Source organism: Campylobacter concisus, assembly GCF_001298465.1.
Taxonomy (GTDB): Bacteria; Campylobacterota; Campylobacteria; order Campylobacterales; family Campylobacteraceae; genus Campylobacter_A; species Campylobacter_A concisus.
Map to the genome: position 1 here is coordinate 251,220 of NZ_CP012541.1, position 15,404 is coordinate 266,623.

Sequence of the window (15,404 nt, forward strand, 5' to 3'; positions counted from 1 at the left end):
AGATGAAAAAGATTGTATTTACAGCTTTAGCTATCTTAGTAATAGCCATATCACTAATAGCAATAAATAAAAGAATGAATAAAGGAAATTTAATGGATAACAATAATACATATATAGTCATAGCTCCGAATGGAATGGAAATACCATTTGATAAAAATACGAATTTGATAGTTGCTGAAAAAAATCCTAATATGCAGTTAGCCCCAGATCTTGCAGCCAAACTAGTCCTTGACTCCCGCTCCATCCTAGACTCATCTCCATATAAAAACTATAAACCACTATACTATAACCCTAAACCAAACTCTTTAGGTCAAACAGACTATCTATCATTTAAGCCATGGCTAGATATTAGCTATAAACCAAGCTCAACTAAACTATCACCTTGGACTAAATCAGAAAAAGCTTACTATGAAAGTCTAAAAGATAAAAGAGATAGATATATCTATCTAGTAAAAAGAAGTAATCTAAAATGTACTATGATAGATATCCCTGAAGATGCAATAGCTAGAGTAGATAGTAAAGGCAAACTAACTAAACTTGAATACGCTGAAATTTATGATGAAGTAGATAGAAATAAAAATACACTTAAATCAGAACTCTTTATAGGAGAGTGGGGAATTTGTGCTGGAGTATTAGGAGATAGTGAATCACTAGGCAATGGAAATGAAGGTGGATTTAAAGCAAGAGAATTTCAAGCAGTATTTCTAGCAGCTCAACTAGGAGAAGTTGAAGCACTACATGTACTAGCAGATTGCTTTAAATATTATACATACACAGTTGGAGTAAATAAAAATTTAGATACCTACACGAAAATTCTTAAACTATATAAAACCCCTCCACTAGATGAATATGGCATGATGCCTTATCTTGATGAAATAGTAGGTAATTACTTTGTGATGGATTTTAATAGAGATGGACTCATTAACAATGCTGACGGCTCTCTTCATAAACGCTTAAGAAGATTAGTAGAAGATAAAGGTGAACTATTAGATCCTAGAGACTTTGATGCAAACGAGACTACGAGGGAGGAATTTGTAAATTATATTAAAAGCCACATGATCGAATTTCAAGAAGAGTATGGCAAAGGTGCTTTTCCTAATAGATGGAGTGAAAAAGATCTTTCTCTTTATATTGATTCTGCTCTCCTAGAATCCAAAATAATGTCCCTAACTCCACCTGAGGGTTATCCAAATGCTCCATACTATAACACTCCAGAAGAGCTAACAAGACTATATGAGGCTGGTAAATTAGATAAAAAGCTAAATCCACTAACACCAGTAATGTATAGAGATAGCTTCCCTGAAGATCTTAGAGCTAAGATCCTAAGCTATGCAAAAGAGCATAATATAAAGGATTAAATAATAAATTTAATATCTATGGCTCCAAACGGGGCCAAATATAAATATATTAAGCCACTACAATCAAAGACATAGGCATCTATATGGTAACCGACCTAATAGAACTTTATAAAACCTCATATGAAAAACTAGAAGAAAACTATAAAAAGGTAATGCACGCAGGCAATATATTTATCACACTATTAACTTAAAAAAATAAATTAATTTTAAGAGATAATTAGACTTTTTTATAAGAAAAATCGCAAATAGCGATCTATACAAATTCTGATAAAGAATTTCAATATATTTTAATATCAAAATGAGCTAAATTTTGAAAAAATTAAAGCGTATTTTTAAACTTGCTTTTAACTTTTTTGTTATAATATCCCATCAAAAATAAAAAGGATATTTTTTATCCTAATTAAGGTTTTAAATTTGAGAGTATATTTAGACAATAACGCTACAACAATGGTTGATCCTGAAGCTTTTGAGCTTATGAAGCCATATTTTTGTGAAAAATACGGCAATCCAAATTCGCTTCATAAATTTGGCTCTGAAACACATCCAGCTTTAAGAACAGCGCTAGATCAACTCTACACCGGACTAAACGCAAAAGATAGCGATGATATCGTTGTTACTTCATGCGCGACTGAGAGCAACAACTGGGTAGTAAAAGGTATCTACTTTGACAAAATAGCAACTGGCGAGAAAAAGCGTATCATAACAACCGCAGTTGAGCATCCAGCTATTTTGGCGACTTGTAAATTTTTAGAAAAATATGGCGTAGAGCTTACTGTTTTAGATGTAAATAACGATGGCATAGTCACTCCAGAACAGTTAAGAGCTGTAATGGATGAGAATGTAGCACTTGTTTCTATAATGAGTGCAAATAACGAAACTGGCATGATCTTTCCTATAAAAGAGCTTGCTAGTATTGCTCATGAATATGGAGCTTTATTCCACACGGATGCGGTTCAAGCAGTTGGTAAGATAAAGATAAATGTTCAAGACCTTAATGTTGATTTTTTAAGCTTTTCTGCGCATAAATTTCACGGACCAAAGGGTGTTGGAGCACTATTTATAAAAAATAGCATGCCACTAAGTAGCTTACTTCATGGTGGTGAGCACATGGGTGGACGCAGAAGTGGCACGCTCGATGTTCCTGGTATCATCGGCATGGGTAAAGCACTTGAACTGGCAAATAAATTTATGGATTATGAGCACTCTCATGTTCGCCGTTTGCGTGATAAGCTTGAAGATGCAATTTTACAAATTCCTGACGTTAGCGTTGTAGGAAAAAAAGAACAACGTGTGCCAAATACCATTTTGGCTTCTATAAAAGGCGTTGAAGGCGAAGCGATGCTTTGGGATCTAAACAAAGCTGGCATCGCAGCTTCAACTGGCTCAGCATGTGCAAGTGAAACATTAGAGAGTAACCCAATAATGGAGGCCATAGGGGCAGATAAAGAGCTGGCTCACACCGCACTTAGACTATCTCTTTCTAGATTTAATACAGAAGAAGAGATTGACTATGCGATCGAGCACATAACAAAAGCAGTAAATAGACTAAGAGGTATCTCTAGTACATTTGCCTACGCCCCAGAATGGCATAAGAGTGGATTATAAAATTTAAAGGAAATAAACATGGCAAAGAATAATTTGATCGGAGGCTCTATCTGGGATGAGTACTCTAAGGTAGTGCAAGACAGGATGAATAACCCTAAATTTATGGGAGAGATAACCGAAGAAGATGCTAAAAAGGCAAATGCAAAGCTTATTGTGGCTGACTTTGGTGCAGAAAGCTGCGGTGATGCGGTTAGGCTATACTGGCTTGTTGATGAAAAGACAGACAAAATAATAGATGCTAAATTTAAAAGCTTTGGCTGTGGCACAGCGATAGCTAGCTCTGATACGATGGCTGAGCTTTGTATCGGCAAAACAGTCGATGAAGCAGTCAAGATCACAAACCTTGATGTAGAAAAGGCTATGCGCGACAATCCAGAAACGCCAGCAGTTCCACCTCAAAAGATGCACTGCTCAGTTATGGCGTATGATGTTATAAAAGCAGCAGCTGCAAGCTATAAAGGCATAGACCCAGAGCATTTTGAAGACGAGATCATCGTTTGCGAGTGCGCTAGGGTAAGCCTTGGTACGATTAAAGAAGTGATAAGGCTAAATGACCTTCACACAGTTGAGGAAATCACGCAATACACCAAAGCTGGTGCATTTTGCAAGTCTTGTGTAAAGCCTGGTGGCCATGAAAAAAGAGAATATTATTTGGTGGATATTTTGCGTGATACTAGGGCTGAAATGGAGCGTGAGAAGATCGAAGCTCAGGCAAATGCCCAAGCAAATCATACTTTAGGCGACATTAGCTTTGAAAATATGACGATGGTAGGGCAGTTAAAAGCAGTAGAGTCTGTCATAGATAAAGAAATTCGCCCAATGCTCGAGATGGATGGTGGAAATTTAGAAATTTTAGATATCAGAAATGATAACGGAGAAAATACTGATATTTATATCCGCTATCTTGGTGCTTGCTCGGGCTGTGCAAGTGGCTCAACTGGCACTCTTTATGCGATTGAAAATGTCTTGCAAGAGAGTCTAAGTCCAAAAATTAGGGTAATGCCTATTTGATTTTATTAACTAGCCCTTGTGGGCTAGTTTTTATTCTCTTAAAAATTTTAAAATTTCACTTCTAATTTGATCCAAATCACCCACGAATTTTTTTTCAAACTGCGAGCGATTAAAGGTTCGCTGGCGTTTTGCTAACTGAGCCGTGTGCGTAGCTATGAGCTCTTCAAGCTCGTTTTGAGAAATTTCTTTATCTAAAAATTGCTTGCACTCTTTTAAACCTATTGATTTTAGTGGTTTTGGCTCACTTTTGTATTTATTAAACAAAAATTTCGCCTCATCTACGAGCCCGGCTTCAAGCATGCCTTTTGTTCTCTTTTTGATACGTTCTCTAAGCTCATCTTTATCCCATAAAATTTCAAATATAGCTAGCTCTTTTATGATGCTCTCTTTGGTGTTTTCTCTTAGCCAAATGCTTGGGATTTGGTTACTAAATTTATAAATTTGATACCACTTTTCGAGGCGATAAGAGTCGTTTTGGCTAAATTTGCTTGCAAACTCTGGATCGATTTTTACAGCTAACTCGTAAATTTCTTCATTGCTTAAATTTAGCTCACATTTTGGCACATCTGGTGCAAGTCCGCTAAGCATTGATTTTAGATAAAATCCGCTACCTCCTGTGATGATGAGTGGGCAGTCTTGTGAGCGTGCAAAACCCTTTGCATTTTTATAAATTTCAAAAAATGCCCCAACGCTAAATTCTTCATCAGGATAAATTTCATCTACACCAAAGTGCTTTATGGCTTCAAGCTGCTCTTTATTTGGCTTTGCGCTGGCGATATCTATCTCTTTATAAAGTGCAAGCGAATCAAGGCTTAAGATGACGCCATTAAGCTCCTTTGCAAGCTCAAATGCAAGATCGCTCTTGCCACTTGCTGTGGTGCCAATTATTGCAAATTCTTTAAACAAGTCTAGCCCTCGTAAAACGAGCTAAAGAGTAAAATTTCATCATTTTCCTCGTTATTTTTGCTATCTTTTATAAGACTAGCCAAAACACTGGCAAAATACGGAGCAAAACTAAGTTCATTTAGTCCATAAGCTTGGTTATAGATCAAGTTACTATATATGTTATCGCGTCCAAGAGCTGGCTTATCGTTTGAGCTAAGAAGTACGTAGTTTGCCCTAAAGCTAGGCTCTTTTAGCTCGCTTATACCAAGATGTATCTTTAGTTCATTTAAAAATGCATTAATCTTTTCAGTTTTAACAAGCGTATCGATAGCGCCGACTTGTAAATTTGTAATAATCATAACGCCATTTTTAGTTGGATAAATTTTGGCAAATAGATCATTTAAAATGATTGGTTTTTTAGGGATTTGCCCTTCATTTAGGCTAAGATCAATAGTATAAAATTTAGCCAAAATCGCATTTAAGCTCGTGCCTAGTTTATTTGAAAGCTCTAAATTTTTTGAGGCAATCACAAAGTTATCGGCCTCATATTCGGCGTTATTGCCGGTAGCTTTTTGCACTATTTGCCCCTGCGTTTTTAGCTCATAAATTTCATCATTTATAAATTTTGCTCCGAGAGAATTTAGCTCATTTATCAAAGCTTTTTTGAGCTCATTTGTGTCAATACTTGCGTTTTTGGCTAAATTTATAGCGCCTTTTATGTTTTTATTTATTAGCCCAAAATTTGCAAGCTCTTTATCTACGCTTAAAATTTCTTGCTCGCTATGCGCAACCTTTATCTCATCAAGCCTTTTTTTAAAGCTTTCATCATTGCTAAAAAGTAGATAAACACCGCTCTCACCGAAATTTATCTGCGGATATTTTTCGTTTAGCTCTCTTAAAATTTCAAAGTTTTTTTTGCCAAATTTTGAAAACAAAATTTGCATCTTTTTATCATGAGCTTTGGTTGATTTAAGTGTAAAATTTGCCATCCAAGCTCTAAAGGTTTCATTTAAGCAAATACTTATATCAAGCTCGCTTTTTTTGCTAACTAGCCCCATAAACGAGCTAGATATCGATCCATCTTTTGCAAGAGCGTGTATGCCAAAAGGCGCTAAAATTCCATTTGTAAAATCATCTTTTTGGCTGCTAATAATTAAAATTTCTTCACCCTTTTTAGCTAATTCGTAAGCCGTAAATAACGCACTAAAACTATCTCCAATAATCGCTACTTTGCCCATAATAACCCTTTGTTTTAAATTAATCTTGTAATGATAATATAAATTCAAATTTAAAGCAAAATGGTGTAAAATCAACCACTTTTAAAGAAAATGGAAATTTATCAAATGATAGAAAAATTAAAAATTATCGCTGAACTTATCGTTTTTAAGCATTCTGTTTTTGCTTTGCCTTTTATTTTTGTTGCGATGATAGTTGCTAACAAGATAGAAAGTGGCTCGGCTTGGTTTGGTTTTAAGCTGCTTATCTTAGGTACTTTTTGCGCTGTTAGTGCTAGAAATTTTGCTATGGCTTTTAATAGATATAAAGATGAAGATATCGATAAGCTAAATCCGCGAACTGCGAGCCGTCCAAGTGTTGATGGTCGTATCGGTAGGAGCAATATGCAGCTTTTTATCGTGGCAAATGCGTTTGTTTTTATCACATGCGCTTATTTTATAAATTCGCTCGCATTTTGGCTAAGTTTTCCTATTTTAGCTGTTCTTGGCGGATATTCGCTATTTAAACGCTTTAGCGAGCTAGCACACCTAGTGCTTGGCCTTAGCCTAGGTCTTGCTCCAATCGCTGGCGTGGTCGCAGTGAGCGCTGCTATACCGCTTTGGAGCGTATTACTTTGTCTTGGTGTGACATTTTGGGTAGCTGGATTTGACTTGCTTTACTCACTTCAAGATATGAAATTTGATAAAGAAAACAAGCTTTTTAGTATACCAGCTATTTACGGCGACAAGGCTACACTTTTTTTATCAGCCATTTTTCACGCTTTAGCTTTTATATTTTGGCTACTTTTTGCTTGGGCGGCTGGACTTGGAGCGATGGCATTTTTTGGAATTTTAGTAAGTGGCGTTATTTTATTTTTTGAGCATAGGATCGTAAGACGCGACTTTAGCAAGATAGATAGAGCATTTTTTACATTAAATGGCTATTTGGGAATTTTATTTTTTATCTTTGTTTGGATTAGTGTATTATGAGTGAGATTAAGCTGTTTAAAGCGCCTCTTGATATGGAATTTGAGTCTGATAAAGATGGGAGCGAGAGATTTAAAAGAGAGTTTGACTCCATCTTGCCGGGCGAAGAGGACGCGCTTGGGGCTTGGCTAAAACGAGCTAAATCACGTGGCGAAACCAAAGAGAGCGATCAAGTTTTATTAACTTTGCTGATTGAGCTTCATAGAAAAGTCGATGCTCTGAGTGATTATATTAAAAACGAACATAAGCAATATTTGCCACTAAAAGAGAGGACGAGTATCGAAGAAATAGGCTTTACACACATCAAAATAAGTGAAGAGAAATTTATAAAAGATGAAATTTACTACGCAAGGATTGCTATGCCTATCTTTCCAAAGAGAAATTTGAGCCTTTATTTAAGGGCTGTTAGTGAAAATTTAGCAAAGATAGAAAATATGCACGAAGAGGATGAGGCCGACTGGAACGCTTACGTAACAGCTAGAGAGCGTGTAATGATAAGAGAAATGAGAGCGAATTCGTAAAGGAAAAATATGGAAATTTATATTTTTTTAGGCTTTGGTATCGTCTTGGCGATAATAGTAGCTTTAATGTTGATAAAAGATAGTGAGACAAATAAAAAATTTGCGAGATTTGAGCGAGCGATAGAAAGTGTTATGCAAGAAAATTTCAATCTAAAAAAGCAAATTTCAATGCTTGAGGGCGAGGCGTTTAAAAATAGTGAACAATATGAGCCACTTAAAAAACAGATAAAAGAAAATATTGATTTGCAAATAAATGAAAAGATTGTACCAATAATTCGTGCGATTAAGAGCATCGAGCGAGTAATTGATGATTTTGCAACAGAGCAAAAAGATAGGATAGTCAGTCTTGAAGAGCGAACAAGAGATATTAATAAAATCGCACCAAGCGTCATCAATGAAGAAGAGCAAATTTTAAAAATGTTTAAAGACGGAAAAAGTGCAGCGATGATCGCAAAGGACCTTCATGTTGGAATGGGGCGAGTCGAGTTTGTGCTTAAATTTCATAAATTAGCCTAAATTTACAGGCTAATTTTAAAAAGACTAATCTACTCTTAAACTACAAAAATTGGCTTAAATTTTTATTTTGATTTAAATCTTTTAACATATAATTGAAAAAATTATAAAAAGCTCTAACCAAGCTTAAGAAGGTGCTTTATGCTAATCGATAAATATGGTCGGGTTGTTGATTATTTAAGGATTTCTGTAACTCAGCGTTGCAACTTTAGGTGTAGGTATTGTATGCCTACAACACCATTTAGCTGGACGCCAAGAGAGAATTTATTAACCTTTGAAGAGCTATTTTTATTTGTAAAAGTGGCTATCGATGAAGGTATAAAAAAGATAAGAATCACTGGTGGTGAACCGCTTGTACGTAAGGATTTAGACGTTTTTATAAAGATGATAAGTGATTATAATCCAGACATCGATCTAGCGCTTACTACAAATGGCTATATGCTTTCACACTTTGCCAAAAGGCTAAAAGACGCCGGACTAAAGCGCATAAATATGTCGCTTGATACGCTAAATGAACAAAAGGCTAAATTTATCGCACAAAAAAGTGTCTTGCACGAAGTTTTAGCTGGCTTTGAAGCAGCTCATGATGCTGGATTAAAAGTAAAAATCAACACTGTCGCACTAAAAGGTGTAAATGATGATGAGCTTATAAATTTGCTTGAGTTTGCTAAATTTAGAGATTCTCAGATCAGATTTATTGAGTATATGGAAAATTCACATGCTAAAGATGATCTAAAAGGGTTAAGTAGCGATGAAATTTTAAAAATCATCTCACAAAAATATAATGTTACAAAAGATGGAAAACTATCAAATGCGCCTGCGTCTATTTATAGACTTGATGATGGTTATAAATTTGGCATCATTGATCCACACAAGCACGACTTCTGCGAGAGTTGCAACCGCATCAGACTAAGTGCCGAGGGGCTTTTGATACCTTGCCTTTACTTTGAAGAGGCTCTTAGTATCAAAAAAGCGGTTGAAAAAGGTGATATCGTAGCTGCAAGTGAAATTTTAAGGCAAGTACTAGCAAACAAGCCAAAAGAGAACAAATGGGCGATAGGTGCTAACAATGAAACCTCTTCGCGTGCCTTTTATCAAACTGGTGGTTGATGAGCAAAGAGCTAGAGCTAGTTGAGGCGTTTTTAAGTATCCAAGGCGAGGGGGCTCACCAAGGCAGACTCGCTATATTTTTACGATTTTTAGGCTGCAACTTAAACTGCTCTGGCTTTGGCGTGCAAACAAAGTCTTTAAAAACCGGCGAAAGCTTACTAGGATGCGATAGTATAAGGGCTGTTTTTAAAGGGCATTTTAATTATAAAATTTACAGTGTAGATGAAATTTTAGGCCTAGTTGATAACCTATGCAAAGGCTTAATGCAAAAGCCTATTATTGTTTTAACCGGTGGCGAGCCGCTCATCTGGCATGAAAATGAAAATTTTATAAATTTGGTAAAGAAATTGCTTGAAGATTATGAAGTGCATTTTGAGACGAACGGCACTATCTTAATTAATTTTGCTAAATATGAAATTTATAAAAAATGCCATTTTGCACTTGGAGTAAAGCTAGCAAATAGCGGAGTTAATGAACAAAAACGCATAAATTTAGACGCTATTTTGGCTATTAAAAATAATGCAAGAAGTAGCTTTTTAAAATTTGTCCTCTCGCACTTTGATAAAAGCGAGTTGGACGAGATTATAAATATAAAAAGTCAAGTTGATTTGCCAGTTTGGTGTATGGCAATAGGGGCGAATAAAGCTGAGCTAAACGAAAATGCTTTAAAAACAGCAGAATTTGCCATAAAGCATGGATTTAACTACTCAGAGCGTATCCACATCAGGCTTTGGAGCGATAAAGAAGGTGTTTGATGATTATTAGAAAGCTTTTTAGATTTGAAAATGCACATATTGTGAGATTTTGCAGCTCAAAGCGTTGTAGGACTAGCATCCACGGGCATAGCTATGTGGCAGAAATTTTACTTAGCTCAAATTTTCTTGATAATGCTGGCATGGTCTATGATTTTGGCTTAATGAAGCAAAACATAAAAACGATCATTGATAGTTTTGATCACGCTACAACAATATTTTCAGGCGATAATGATGAGTATAAAAACGATCTAAAAAAGCACTCGGCAAGATGGATTGAGATCCCGCTAAATCCAAGTGCAGAACAGTTTTGCCGTATATTTTTTGTTATGATAGAGCGGCTGCTTGAGCTTAGCGTAATGAACAACGGTGAGCGTGAAGTGAAGCTTCATAGCATTATCGTGCATGAGACTGATACTGGCTATGCACAGTGCTTTAAAGAGGACGCCGTAAATGCGCAAATGGGCGAGGTAAGGCTAGATGACATCAAATTTTCAGATGCTATCATAGAAGAGTGGGAAGATAAAAATTTATTCAAGAATATGAAAAATAGGTTAAAAATAGAAATTCCAAAGGACGTTTGATGAAAAAAATTATAACTTCTTTTTTATTTATAGCTGGTCTATTTGTGGGTTGTGGAGATAAAGATGAGGCTAAAAATGATATTAGCGAGCCTGTACCTAGTGATGTGACCATAGCTCAACCAGACGCAAATGTCACAATCGATGAACAACTCCCGCCTGAGCCAGTCGTTGAAGAGAACGAGCCCTCTAAAGATAAGAAATGAACGAACATCTCTCCTCACTTTTTGCATACACCTTGCCTTTTCATGTGATATTTTTTTATGCACTAGTTGCCTGTAATGTGCTTTATTTAATAATTACTCAGTTTAGCAGCAATGGTAAAAACTATGTGCTTCGTATAAGATATTTTTTGCCGATTTATCATATGCTACTTAGTTTTCTTGTGCTAACCGGACTTATTTTATGGGCGTATTACGGATATGAGTTTAAATTTAATGCCATAAAAATGTTAATTGTCTTAATAATTTTAATCGCGCTTAGTGCCATAGGGTTTAAAAGGCTAAAAATTTATGCAGCTAATGGTAACCTAGAGAAATTTAAAAAATTTGCCCTTATTAAGGGTTTTTGTGATCTTGGTTTAGTCGTAATTGCAGGGATTTAGATGAAATTTTTATATGATAAAAATGCAGGTAATGAAAGCTTAAAGATAGTAAATGAAGCTTTTTTGCACCTAAAAGCTAGAAGAATGCAAGCTGGTGAGCGAATAAGCGTTAGAAATTTACGAGATTTTAAAGAGTATATTTATGAAATTGATGAGATTGATAGGCGAAGTGCGAGCTTAAGTCTTGTCTTTGCCAGCTCAAATGGAGAGCAAAAATTCGACTTTACGATCGCTTGGGCTATCGTCGATCCAAAGACGATCGAAAAGACATTACCATTTTTAAACGAACTTGGTGTTGGTAAAATAGCTTTTGTCTATACTAAATTTTCTCAAGCAAATTTTAAGATAGATATTGAAAGGCTAAACTACATAAATGCTCTCTCTTGCGAGCAGTGCGGACGAACTTCATTAATGGAGTTTGAAATTTATAAAAATTTAGACGAACTAATGAGCATTTATAAAAATGTCTCAGCTATAAATTTTGGTGGTAAAGGCTTAAATGAGAAAAAAGATGATGAGCTTTTAATAATTGGTCCAGAGGGTGGATTTAGCGAGGATGAGACGGCTAAATTTAAAAATAGCTACTGCCTAAATACTAAAAATATTTTAAGATCACAGACTGCGGTTATCTCAGTAGTGGCAAAATTCCTAGCTTAATTTATTTGATTTTTAGATTTCTTTTTATATAATCAGCAACTTTTAATGTAGATAATTAGCCCAAAAATAATAAAGGAAAAATGATGAAAAAAGATATCCATCCAGAATACGTAGATTGCACTGTAACTTGTGCTTGCGGAAACACTTTTAAAACAAAGTCAAACAAAAGCGAGATCAGAATTGATATTTGCGACAAGTGCCACCCATTTTTCACAGGCAGCGAAAAGATAGTTGACAGTGCTGGCCGTGTTGAGAAATTTAAGAAAAAATACGCTCAAAAATAAGCCTTGCTCTACTTTATTCCTACTCCAATAGGAAATTTAGAAGATATCTCGCTTCGTGCGATCAAAATTTTGCGTGAATGCGAGATAGCTATTTGCGAAGATACAAGAGTCTGCAAAAGTCTTATAAACCTGCTAAATGAGCGTTTTGACGCAAGTATAAATATCTCAAAATTTATTCCACTTCACACCCATAACGAAGATGACTTTTTCACAAATTTAAGTGATGATTTTTTTAGCAGAAATGTAGCCTACATGAGCGATGCTGGTATGCCAGGTATCAGTGATCCAGGCGTTAGCCTAGTAAGATACGCTCAAAAAAATGATATCAAATACGAAATTTTAAGCGGAGCAAACGCCGCACTTCTAAGCGTGGTCGCAAGCGGGCTTTGTGATAAGGAATTTGTCTTTTTAGGCTTTTTGCCAAATACTGGCAGAGATAGGTCTTTGGCTATACAAAATGCTTTAAATTTAGCCTATCCAGCCGTGATCTATGAAAGCCCAAAACGTATATTAAGCTTGGTGCAAAGCATCGCAAATTTAGAACCTGAGAGAGAAATTTTTGCTATAAAAGAGGCCACCAAAAAATTTGAGACTAAATTTAAGGATAGAGCCAAAAATTTAGTCCAAATTTTAGAAAAAGCAAATTTAAGTGGAGAGTGGGCAGTCGTCATCTCAAAAAGTGACAAAACAGCCACTCAAAATATCACAAAAGATGAGATACTTTCGCTTGATCTTGCTCCAAAAGTAAAAGCAAAATTGCTTAATAAAATAACTGGAGAAGATGTAAAAAAGATATATGATGAGCTTACGAAAGCTTAAATTATAGGCTACAAAACTACTAGTGACACTAAAACGAAAGTGCAAAATTTACTCTAGTTGCATACAAAAATAAGTTAAATTTTAATTGACTTTAGCTACCATAAGTTACCATGATAATATACGGAAAACAACTATTTTTACATATTTTGAACAAGCGACCGCAGATATTAGAAGAGATATATCTCTCAAAAGAGTGTGACAAAAAACTATTCTCTAAAATTTGCGGTACAGGCAAAAAAATTATTCGAGTGGATAATCAAAAAGCACAGTCTTTAGCTCGCGGTGGAAACCATCAAGGTTTTTTAGCGAATGTTAGTGAGTTTGAATTTTCAGACATTGCTGAGCTTAAAAAGCTAAATTTTATCGCCATTCTTTACGGCATAAGCGATGTTGGCAATATCGGTGCTATCGCTAGAAGTGCTTATGCTCTAGGCTGCGAAGGTCTTGTAATAGTGGCAAAAAGCATAAATATGCAAGGCGTTTTAAGATCAAGTAGTGGCGCTGCTTATGAGATACCAATAGCGATTTTTGAAGACGGGCTTAGTTTGCTAAATGAACTAAAGCAATTTGGTTTTAAAATTTATGCAACGGCAAGTAATGGCAAAAACGTAAAAGAGATGAAGTTTGCCGGTAAGAGAGCTTTGGTGATGGGCTCAGAGGGCGAAGGCATACCGCAAAAGGCTCTAGCGAAGTGTGATGAGTGTATTGGTATAAAGTTAAAAGAGGGCTGGGACTCCTTAAATGTAAGTGCAGCTTTTGCAATAATTTGTGACAGGATGATAGATGAATGAATTAGAGAATTTAAAAGAGATAGGCATAAAGGAAATTTCACGTAAAACGCATATTGAGCCTACATTTTTACAATATATTTTTGATAAAAATTTTGAAAAATTATCACGTTTAAACATTAGAGGTTATGCCAAAATTTTACAACGTGAATATGATGTTGATTTGAGCGAATTGCTCGCTGAATACGATGCCTTTATGCAAGAAAACACCCCTGATGAGAGTCACAAAACTAAAGTTACTCCAAAAATTTCTTCTTATACTCCAAAAGATATTACCATACAAAAACAAAGCGGTAGTGGCGGCATTGGATTTTTATTTTGGCTCATCATTTTAGCTATTATCGCTGGTGGGGCATATCATTTTGATGCTTACAAATATATCGAGAATTTTTTATCGTTTTTAAATGATGAGAATAAAAGCGTGAGCTATTCTCAGTCAAGCATAGTAAATGAGGTGAAGAAAAATATCATCGATACAAATATCACCATCTCTCAAAATAGCCCTAAAATAGAAGCAAACATATCAAGCGTAAAAATTTTAGCTCCAGTTGAGCAAAATGTGACAACAAGTCCTGCGAACATGGAACAAAATGCTGCGAAGCCAAGCATGGCAGCTCAGCCAGCTCCTAAGATAGAGCAAAACATTACAAAGCCACTAAATGAGGCGGTCATTACACCAAAACAACGTGTCTGGATAGGGATAATTAATCTTGAAAATGGTCAAAAAGTATCAAACGACACAAGTAAAAGCATAAATATAAATTTAGACCAAAGACAGCTTGTGGTTTGTGGAAATGGCAACATTGAGCTAAAGATCGGCGATAAGGTGACAAAATATAATCCAAGCCGTCCAGCTAGATTTTTAGTAGAAAATGGAGAGATGAAATTTGTGAGCTATGATGAGTTTGTAGAACTTAACAAGGGTAAATCTTGGTAAAAAAAATAGCGATTTTCACCGCTTTTAGTGTATTTGCCTATGCTTTTAGCTTACAAACTAGTGCAAGTGCTTTAAGTAATGTTGAAAATGTGCAAATCTCTTTAGAAAATTTAGACCAAAATGGCTCACTCAATGTCAATGAGCTAGTATCAAGATTAAAACAAAACTCAAGTTACGATAGTATTTCATTTGGTTCAAATAGTTTGAATTTAAAATTTATAAGCGAGCAAAAAGTTCCTCCTACATTATTTGTAAAATCAATAAATTCAACTCTAGATGATGCCAACATAAGTATTTCAAGGATAAATTCCCTAAAAAATGGAGATCAAATTTCTTATGGAATTTCAGCCATAAAAAATGGTGGAATAGATCCAAACTTATTAAGCTTAGTGCTTAGTCAAAGCGGTTTTAAAATTTTAGGATTTGATAGGGTTGATGGGAATTTAGAGATATTTTTAGATGCTCAGAATATGATTCTTAGGGCTGCAAAGGTAAATTTTGACGAAGAGACGCCACTTTTAAAAAGCGGTGGTACTTATTTTGTTGATGTTGAGGGTGCAAGTAGTCTGGATATCGCGTCAAAAGAGTCAAATAGATGGATGCCACTTGTTAGAATTTATGATAAAAATTTAAATCAGATTGACTCTATAAAAGAGGAGCAAGCAAAAACCGCCGTTTCTATAAATTTAGCAATAGGCGCAAAATACGCATTAATTAGCGATAATGTTGATATAAATAATATAAAAAATGAGATAATTATCAAGCTTATAAAATAGGA

At 35.3% G+C, this 15,404-nt stretch carries 19 protein-coding genes; 17 read left to right on the forward strand and 2 right to left on the reverse strand.

The features are described 5' to 3' along the window. Positions 1 to 2: 2 nt before the first annotated feature. The 3 genes from CCON33237_RS01225 to CCON33237_RS01235 all read left to right on the forward strand — a co-directional run bounded on the left by CCON33237_RS01225 (position 3) and on the right by CCON33237_RS01235 (position 3,974). Positions 3 to 1,358: a hypothetical protein gene (locus tag CCON33237_RS01225; protein ID WP_054196046.1), complete on the forward strand. Its 1,356-nt coding sequence runs from the start codon at positions 3 to 5 to the stop codon at positions 1,356 to 1,358. A 414-nt stretch (positions 1,359 to 1,772) separates the two neighbouring features. Next, positions 1,773 to 2,963, forward strand: a complete 1,191-nt coding sequence (locus CCON33237_RS01230; protein ID WP_054196047.1) for a NifS family cysteine desulfurase — start codon at positions 1,773 to 1,775, stop codon at positions 2,961 to 2,963. Positions 2,964 to 2,981: 18 nt separating this feature from the next. Beyond that, complete coding sequence (locus CCON33237_RS01235; RefSeq protein ID WP_054196048.1) at positions 2,982 to 3,974, forward strand: iron-sulfur cluster assembly scaffold protein NifU; 993 nt, start codon at positions 2,982 to 2,984, stop codon at positions 3,972 to 3,974. Positions 3,975 to 4,004: 30 nt separating this feature from the next. On the opposite strand, the gene miaA is transcribed toward CCON33237_RS01235, so the two are convergent. Then, complete coding sequence (gene miaA / locus CCON33237_RS01240; protein WP_054196049.1) at positions 4,005 to 4,880, reverse strand: tRNA (adenosine(37)-N6)-dimethylallyltransferase MiaA; 876 nt, start codon at positions 4,878 to 4,880, stop codon at positions 4,005 to 4,007. Between the two features lie 2 nt (positions 4,881 to 4,882). Beyond that, positions 4,883 to 6,097, reverse strand: a complete 1,215-nt coding sequence (locus CCON33237_RS01245; RefSeq protein WP_054196050.1) for an FAD-dependent oxidoreductase — start codon at positions 6,095 to 6,097, stop codon at positions 4,883 to 4,885. Positions 6,098 to 6,202: 105 nt separating this feature from the next. On the opposite strand from CCON33237_RS01245, the gene mqnP reads away from it, so the two are divergent. The 14 genes from mqnP (at position 6,203) to CCON33237_RS01315 (ending at position 15,402) form a co-directional block, all read left to right on the forward strand. Next, complete coding sequence (gene mqnP, locus CCON33237_RS01250) at positions 6,203 to 7,063, forward strand: menaquinone biosynthesis prenyltransferase MqnP (protein ID WP_081004459.1); 861 nt, start codon at positions 6,203 to 6,205, stop codon at positions 7,061 to 7,063. Further along, complete coding sequence (locus CCON33237_RS01255) at positions 7,060 to 7,581, forward strand: hypothetical protein (RefSeq protein WP_054196052.1); 522 nt, start codon at positions 7,060 to 7,062, stop codon at positions 7,579 to 7,581. Before mqnP ends, CCON33237_RS01255 begins: the two co-directional genes overlap by 4 nt. 9 nt (positions 7,582 to 7,590) lie before the next feature. Continuing rightward, positions 7,591 to 8,097, forward strand: a complete 507-nt coding sequence (locus tag CCON33237_RS01260; RefSeq protein ID WP_021091068.1) for a DUF6115 domain-containing protein — start codon at positions 7,591 to 7,593, stop codon at positions 8,095 to 8,097. Between the two features lie 138 nt (positions 8,098 to 8,235). Continuing rightward, positions 8,236 to 9,204: a GTP 3',8-cyclase MoaA gene (moaA, locus tag CCON33237_RS01265; protein WP_054196053.1), complete on the forward strand. Its 969-nt coding sequence runs from the start codon at positions 8,236 to 8,238 to the stop codon at positions 9,202 to 9,204. Continuing rightward, positions 9,204 to 9,959, forward strand: a complete 756-nt coding sequence (locus CCON33237_RS01270) for a 7-carboxy-7-deazaguanine synthase QueE (RefSeq protein ID WP_054196054.1) — start codon at positions 9,204 to 9,206, stop codon at positions 9,957 to 9,959. Before moaA ends, CCON33237_RS01270 begins: the two co-directional genes overlap by 1 nt. Next, complete coding sequence (locus CCON33237_RS01275) at positions 9,959 to 10,540, forward strand: 6-pyruvoyl trahydropterin synthase family protein (protein WP_054196055.1); 582 nt, start codon at positions 9,959 to 9,961, stop codon at positions 10,538 to 10,540. The genes CCON33237_RS01270 and CCON33237_RS01275 overlap by 1 nt, the downstream gene beginning before the upstream one ends. Further along, positions 10,540 to 10,743, forward strand: coding sequence for a hypothetical protein (locus CCON33237_RS01280; protein ID WP_021090529.1), 204 nt, complete (start codon positions 10,540 to 10,542; stop codon positions 10,741 to 10,743). Before CCON33237_RS01275 ends, CCON33237_RS01280 begins: the two co-directional genes overlap by 1 nt. Continuing rightward, positions 10,740 to 11,141 carry a hypothetical protein gene (locus CCON33237_RS01285; RefSeq protein ID WP_054196056.1) on the forward strand — a complete coding sequence of 134 codons (402 nt, stop codon included), beginning with the start codon at positions 10,740 to 10,742 and terminating at the stop codon, positions 11,139 to 11,141. Before CCON33237_RS01280 ends, CCON33237_RS01285 begins: the two co-directional genes overlap by 4 nt. Further along, positions 11,142 to 11,798, forward strand: coding sequence for a 16S rRNA (uracil(1498)-N(3))-methyltransferase (locus tag CCON33237_RS01290; RefSeq protein ID WP_054196057.1), 657 nt, complete (start codon positions 11,142 to 11,144; stop codon positions 11,796 to 11,798). Positions 11,799 to 11,881: 83 nt separating this feature from the next. Continuing rightward, a complete protein-coding gene (rpmE, locus tag CCON33237_RS01295; RefSeq protein ID WP_002942443.1) occupies positions 11,882 to 12,082 on the forward strand; it encodes a 50S ribosomal protein L31 in 201 nt (66 codons plus the stop codon). A 3-nt stretch (positions 12,083 to 12,085) separates the two neighbouring features. Further along, positions 12,086 to 12,901, forward strand: coding sequence for a 16S rRNA (cytidine(1402)-2'-O)-methyltransferase (rsmI, locus tag CCON33237_RS01300; protein ID WP_054196058.1), 816 nt, complete (start codon positions 12,086 to 12,088; stop codon positions 12,899 to 12,901). A 110-nt stretch (positions 12,902 to 13,011) separates the two neighbouring features. Further along, complete coding sequence (gene rlmB, locus CCON33237_RS01305; RefSeq protein ID WP_054196059.1) at positions 13,012 to 13,692, forward strand: 23S rRNA (guanosine(2251)-2'-O)-methyltransferase RlmB; 681 nt, start codon at positions 13,012 to 13,014, stop codon at positions 13,690 to 13,692. Further along, on the forward strand, positions 13,685 to 14,626 hold the full coding sequence (locus CCON33237_RS01310) for a phosphatidylglycerophosphate synthase (protein ID WP_054196060.1): 942 nt from the start codon (positions 13,685 to 13,687) through the stop codon (positions 14,624 to 14,626). The genes rlmB and CCON33237_RS01310 overlap by 8 nt, the downstream gene beginning before the upstream one ends. Next, positions 14,620 to 15,402 (forward strand): hypothetical protein, encoded by a 783-nt coding sequence (locus tag CCON33237_RS01315; RefSeq protein ID WP_054196061.1) that lies wholly within the window; start codon positions 14,620 to 14,622, stop codon positions 15,400 to 15,402. Before CCON33237_RS01310 ends, CCON33237_RS01315 begins: the two co-directional genes overlap by 7 nt. Positions 15,403 to 15,404: the final 2 nt, after the last annotated feature.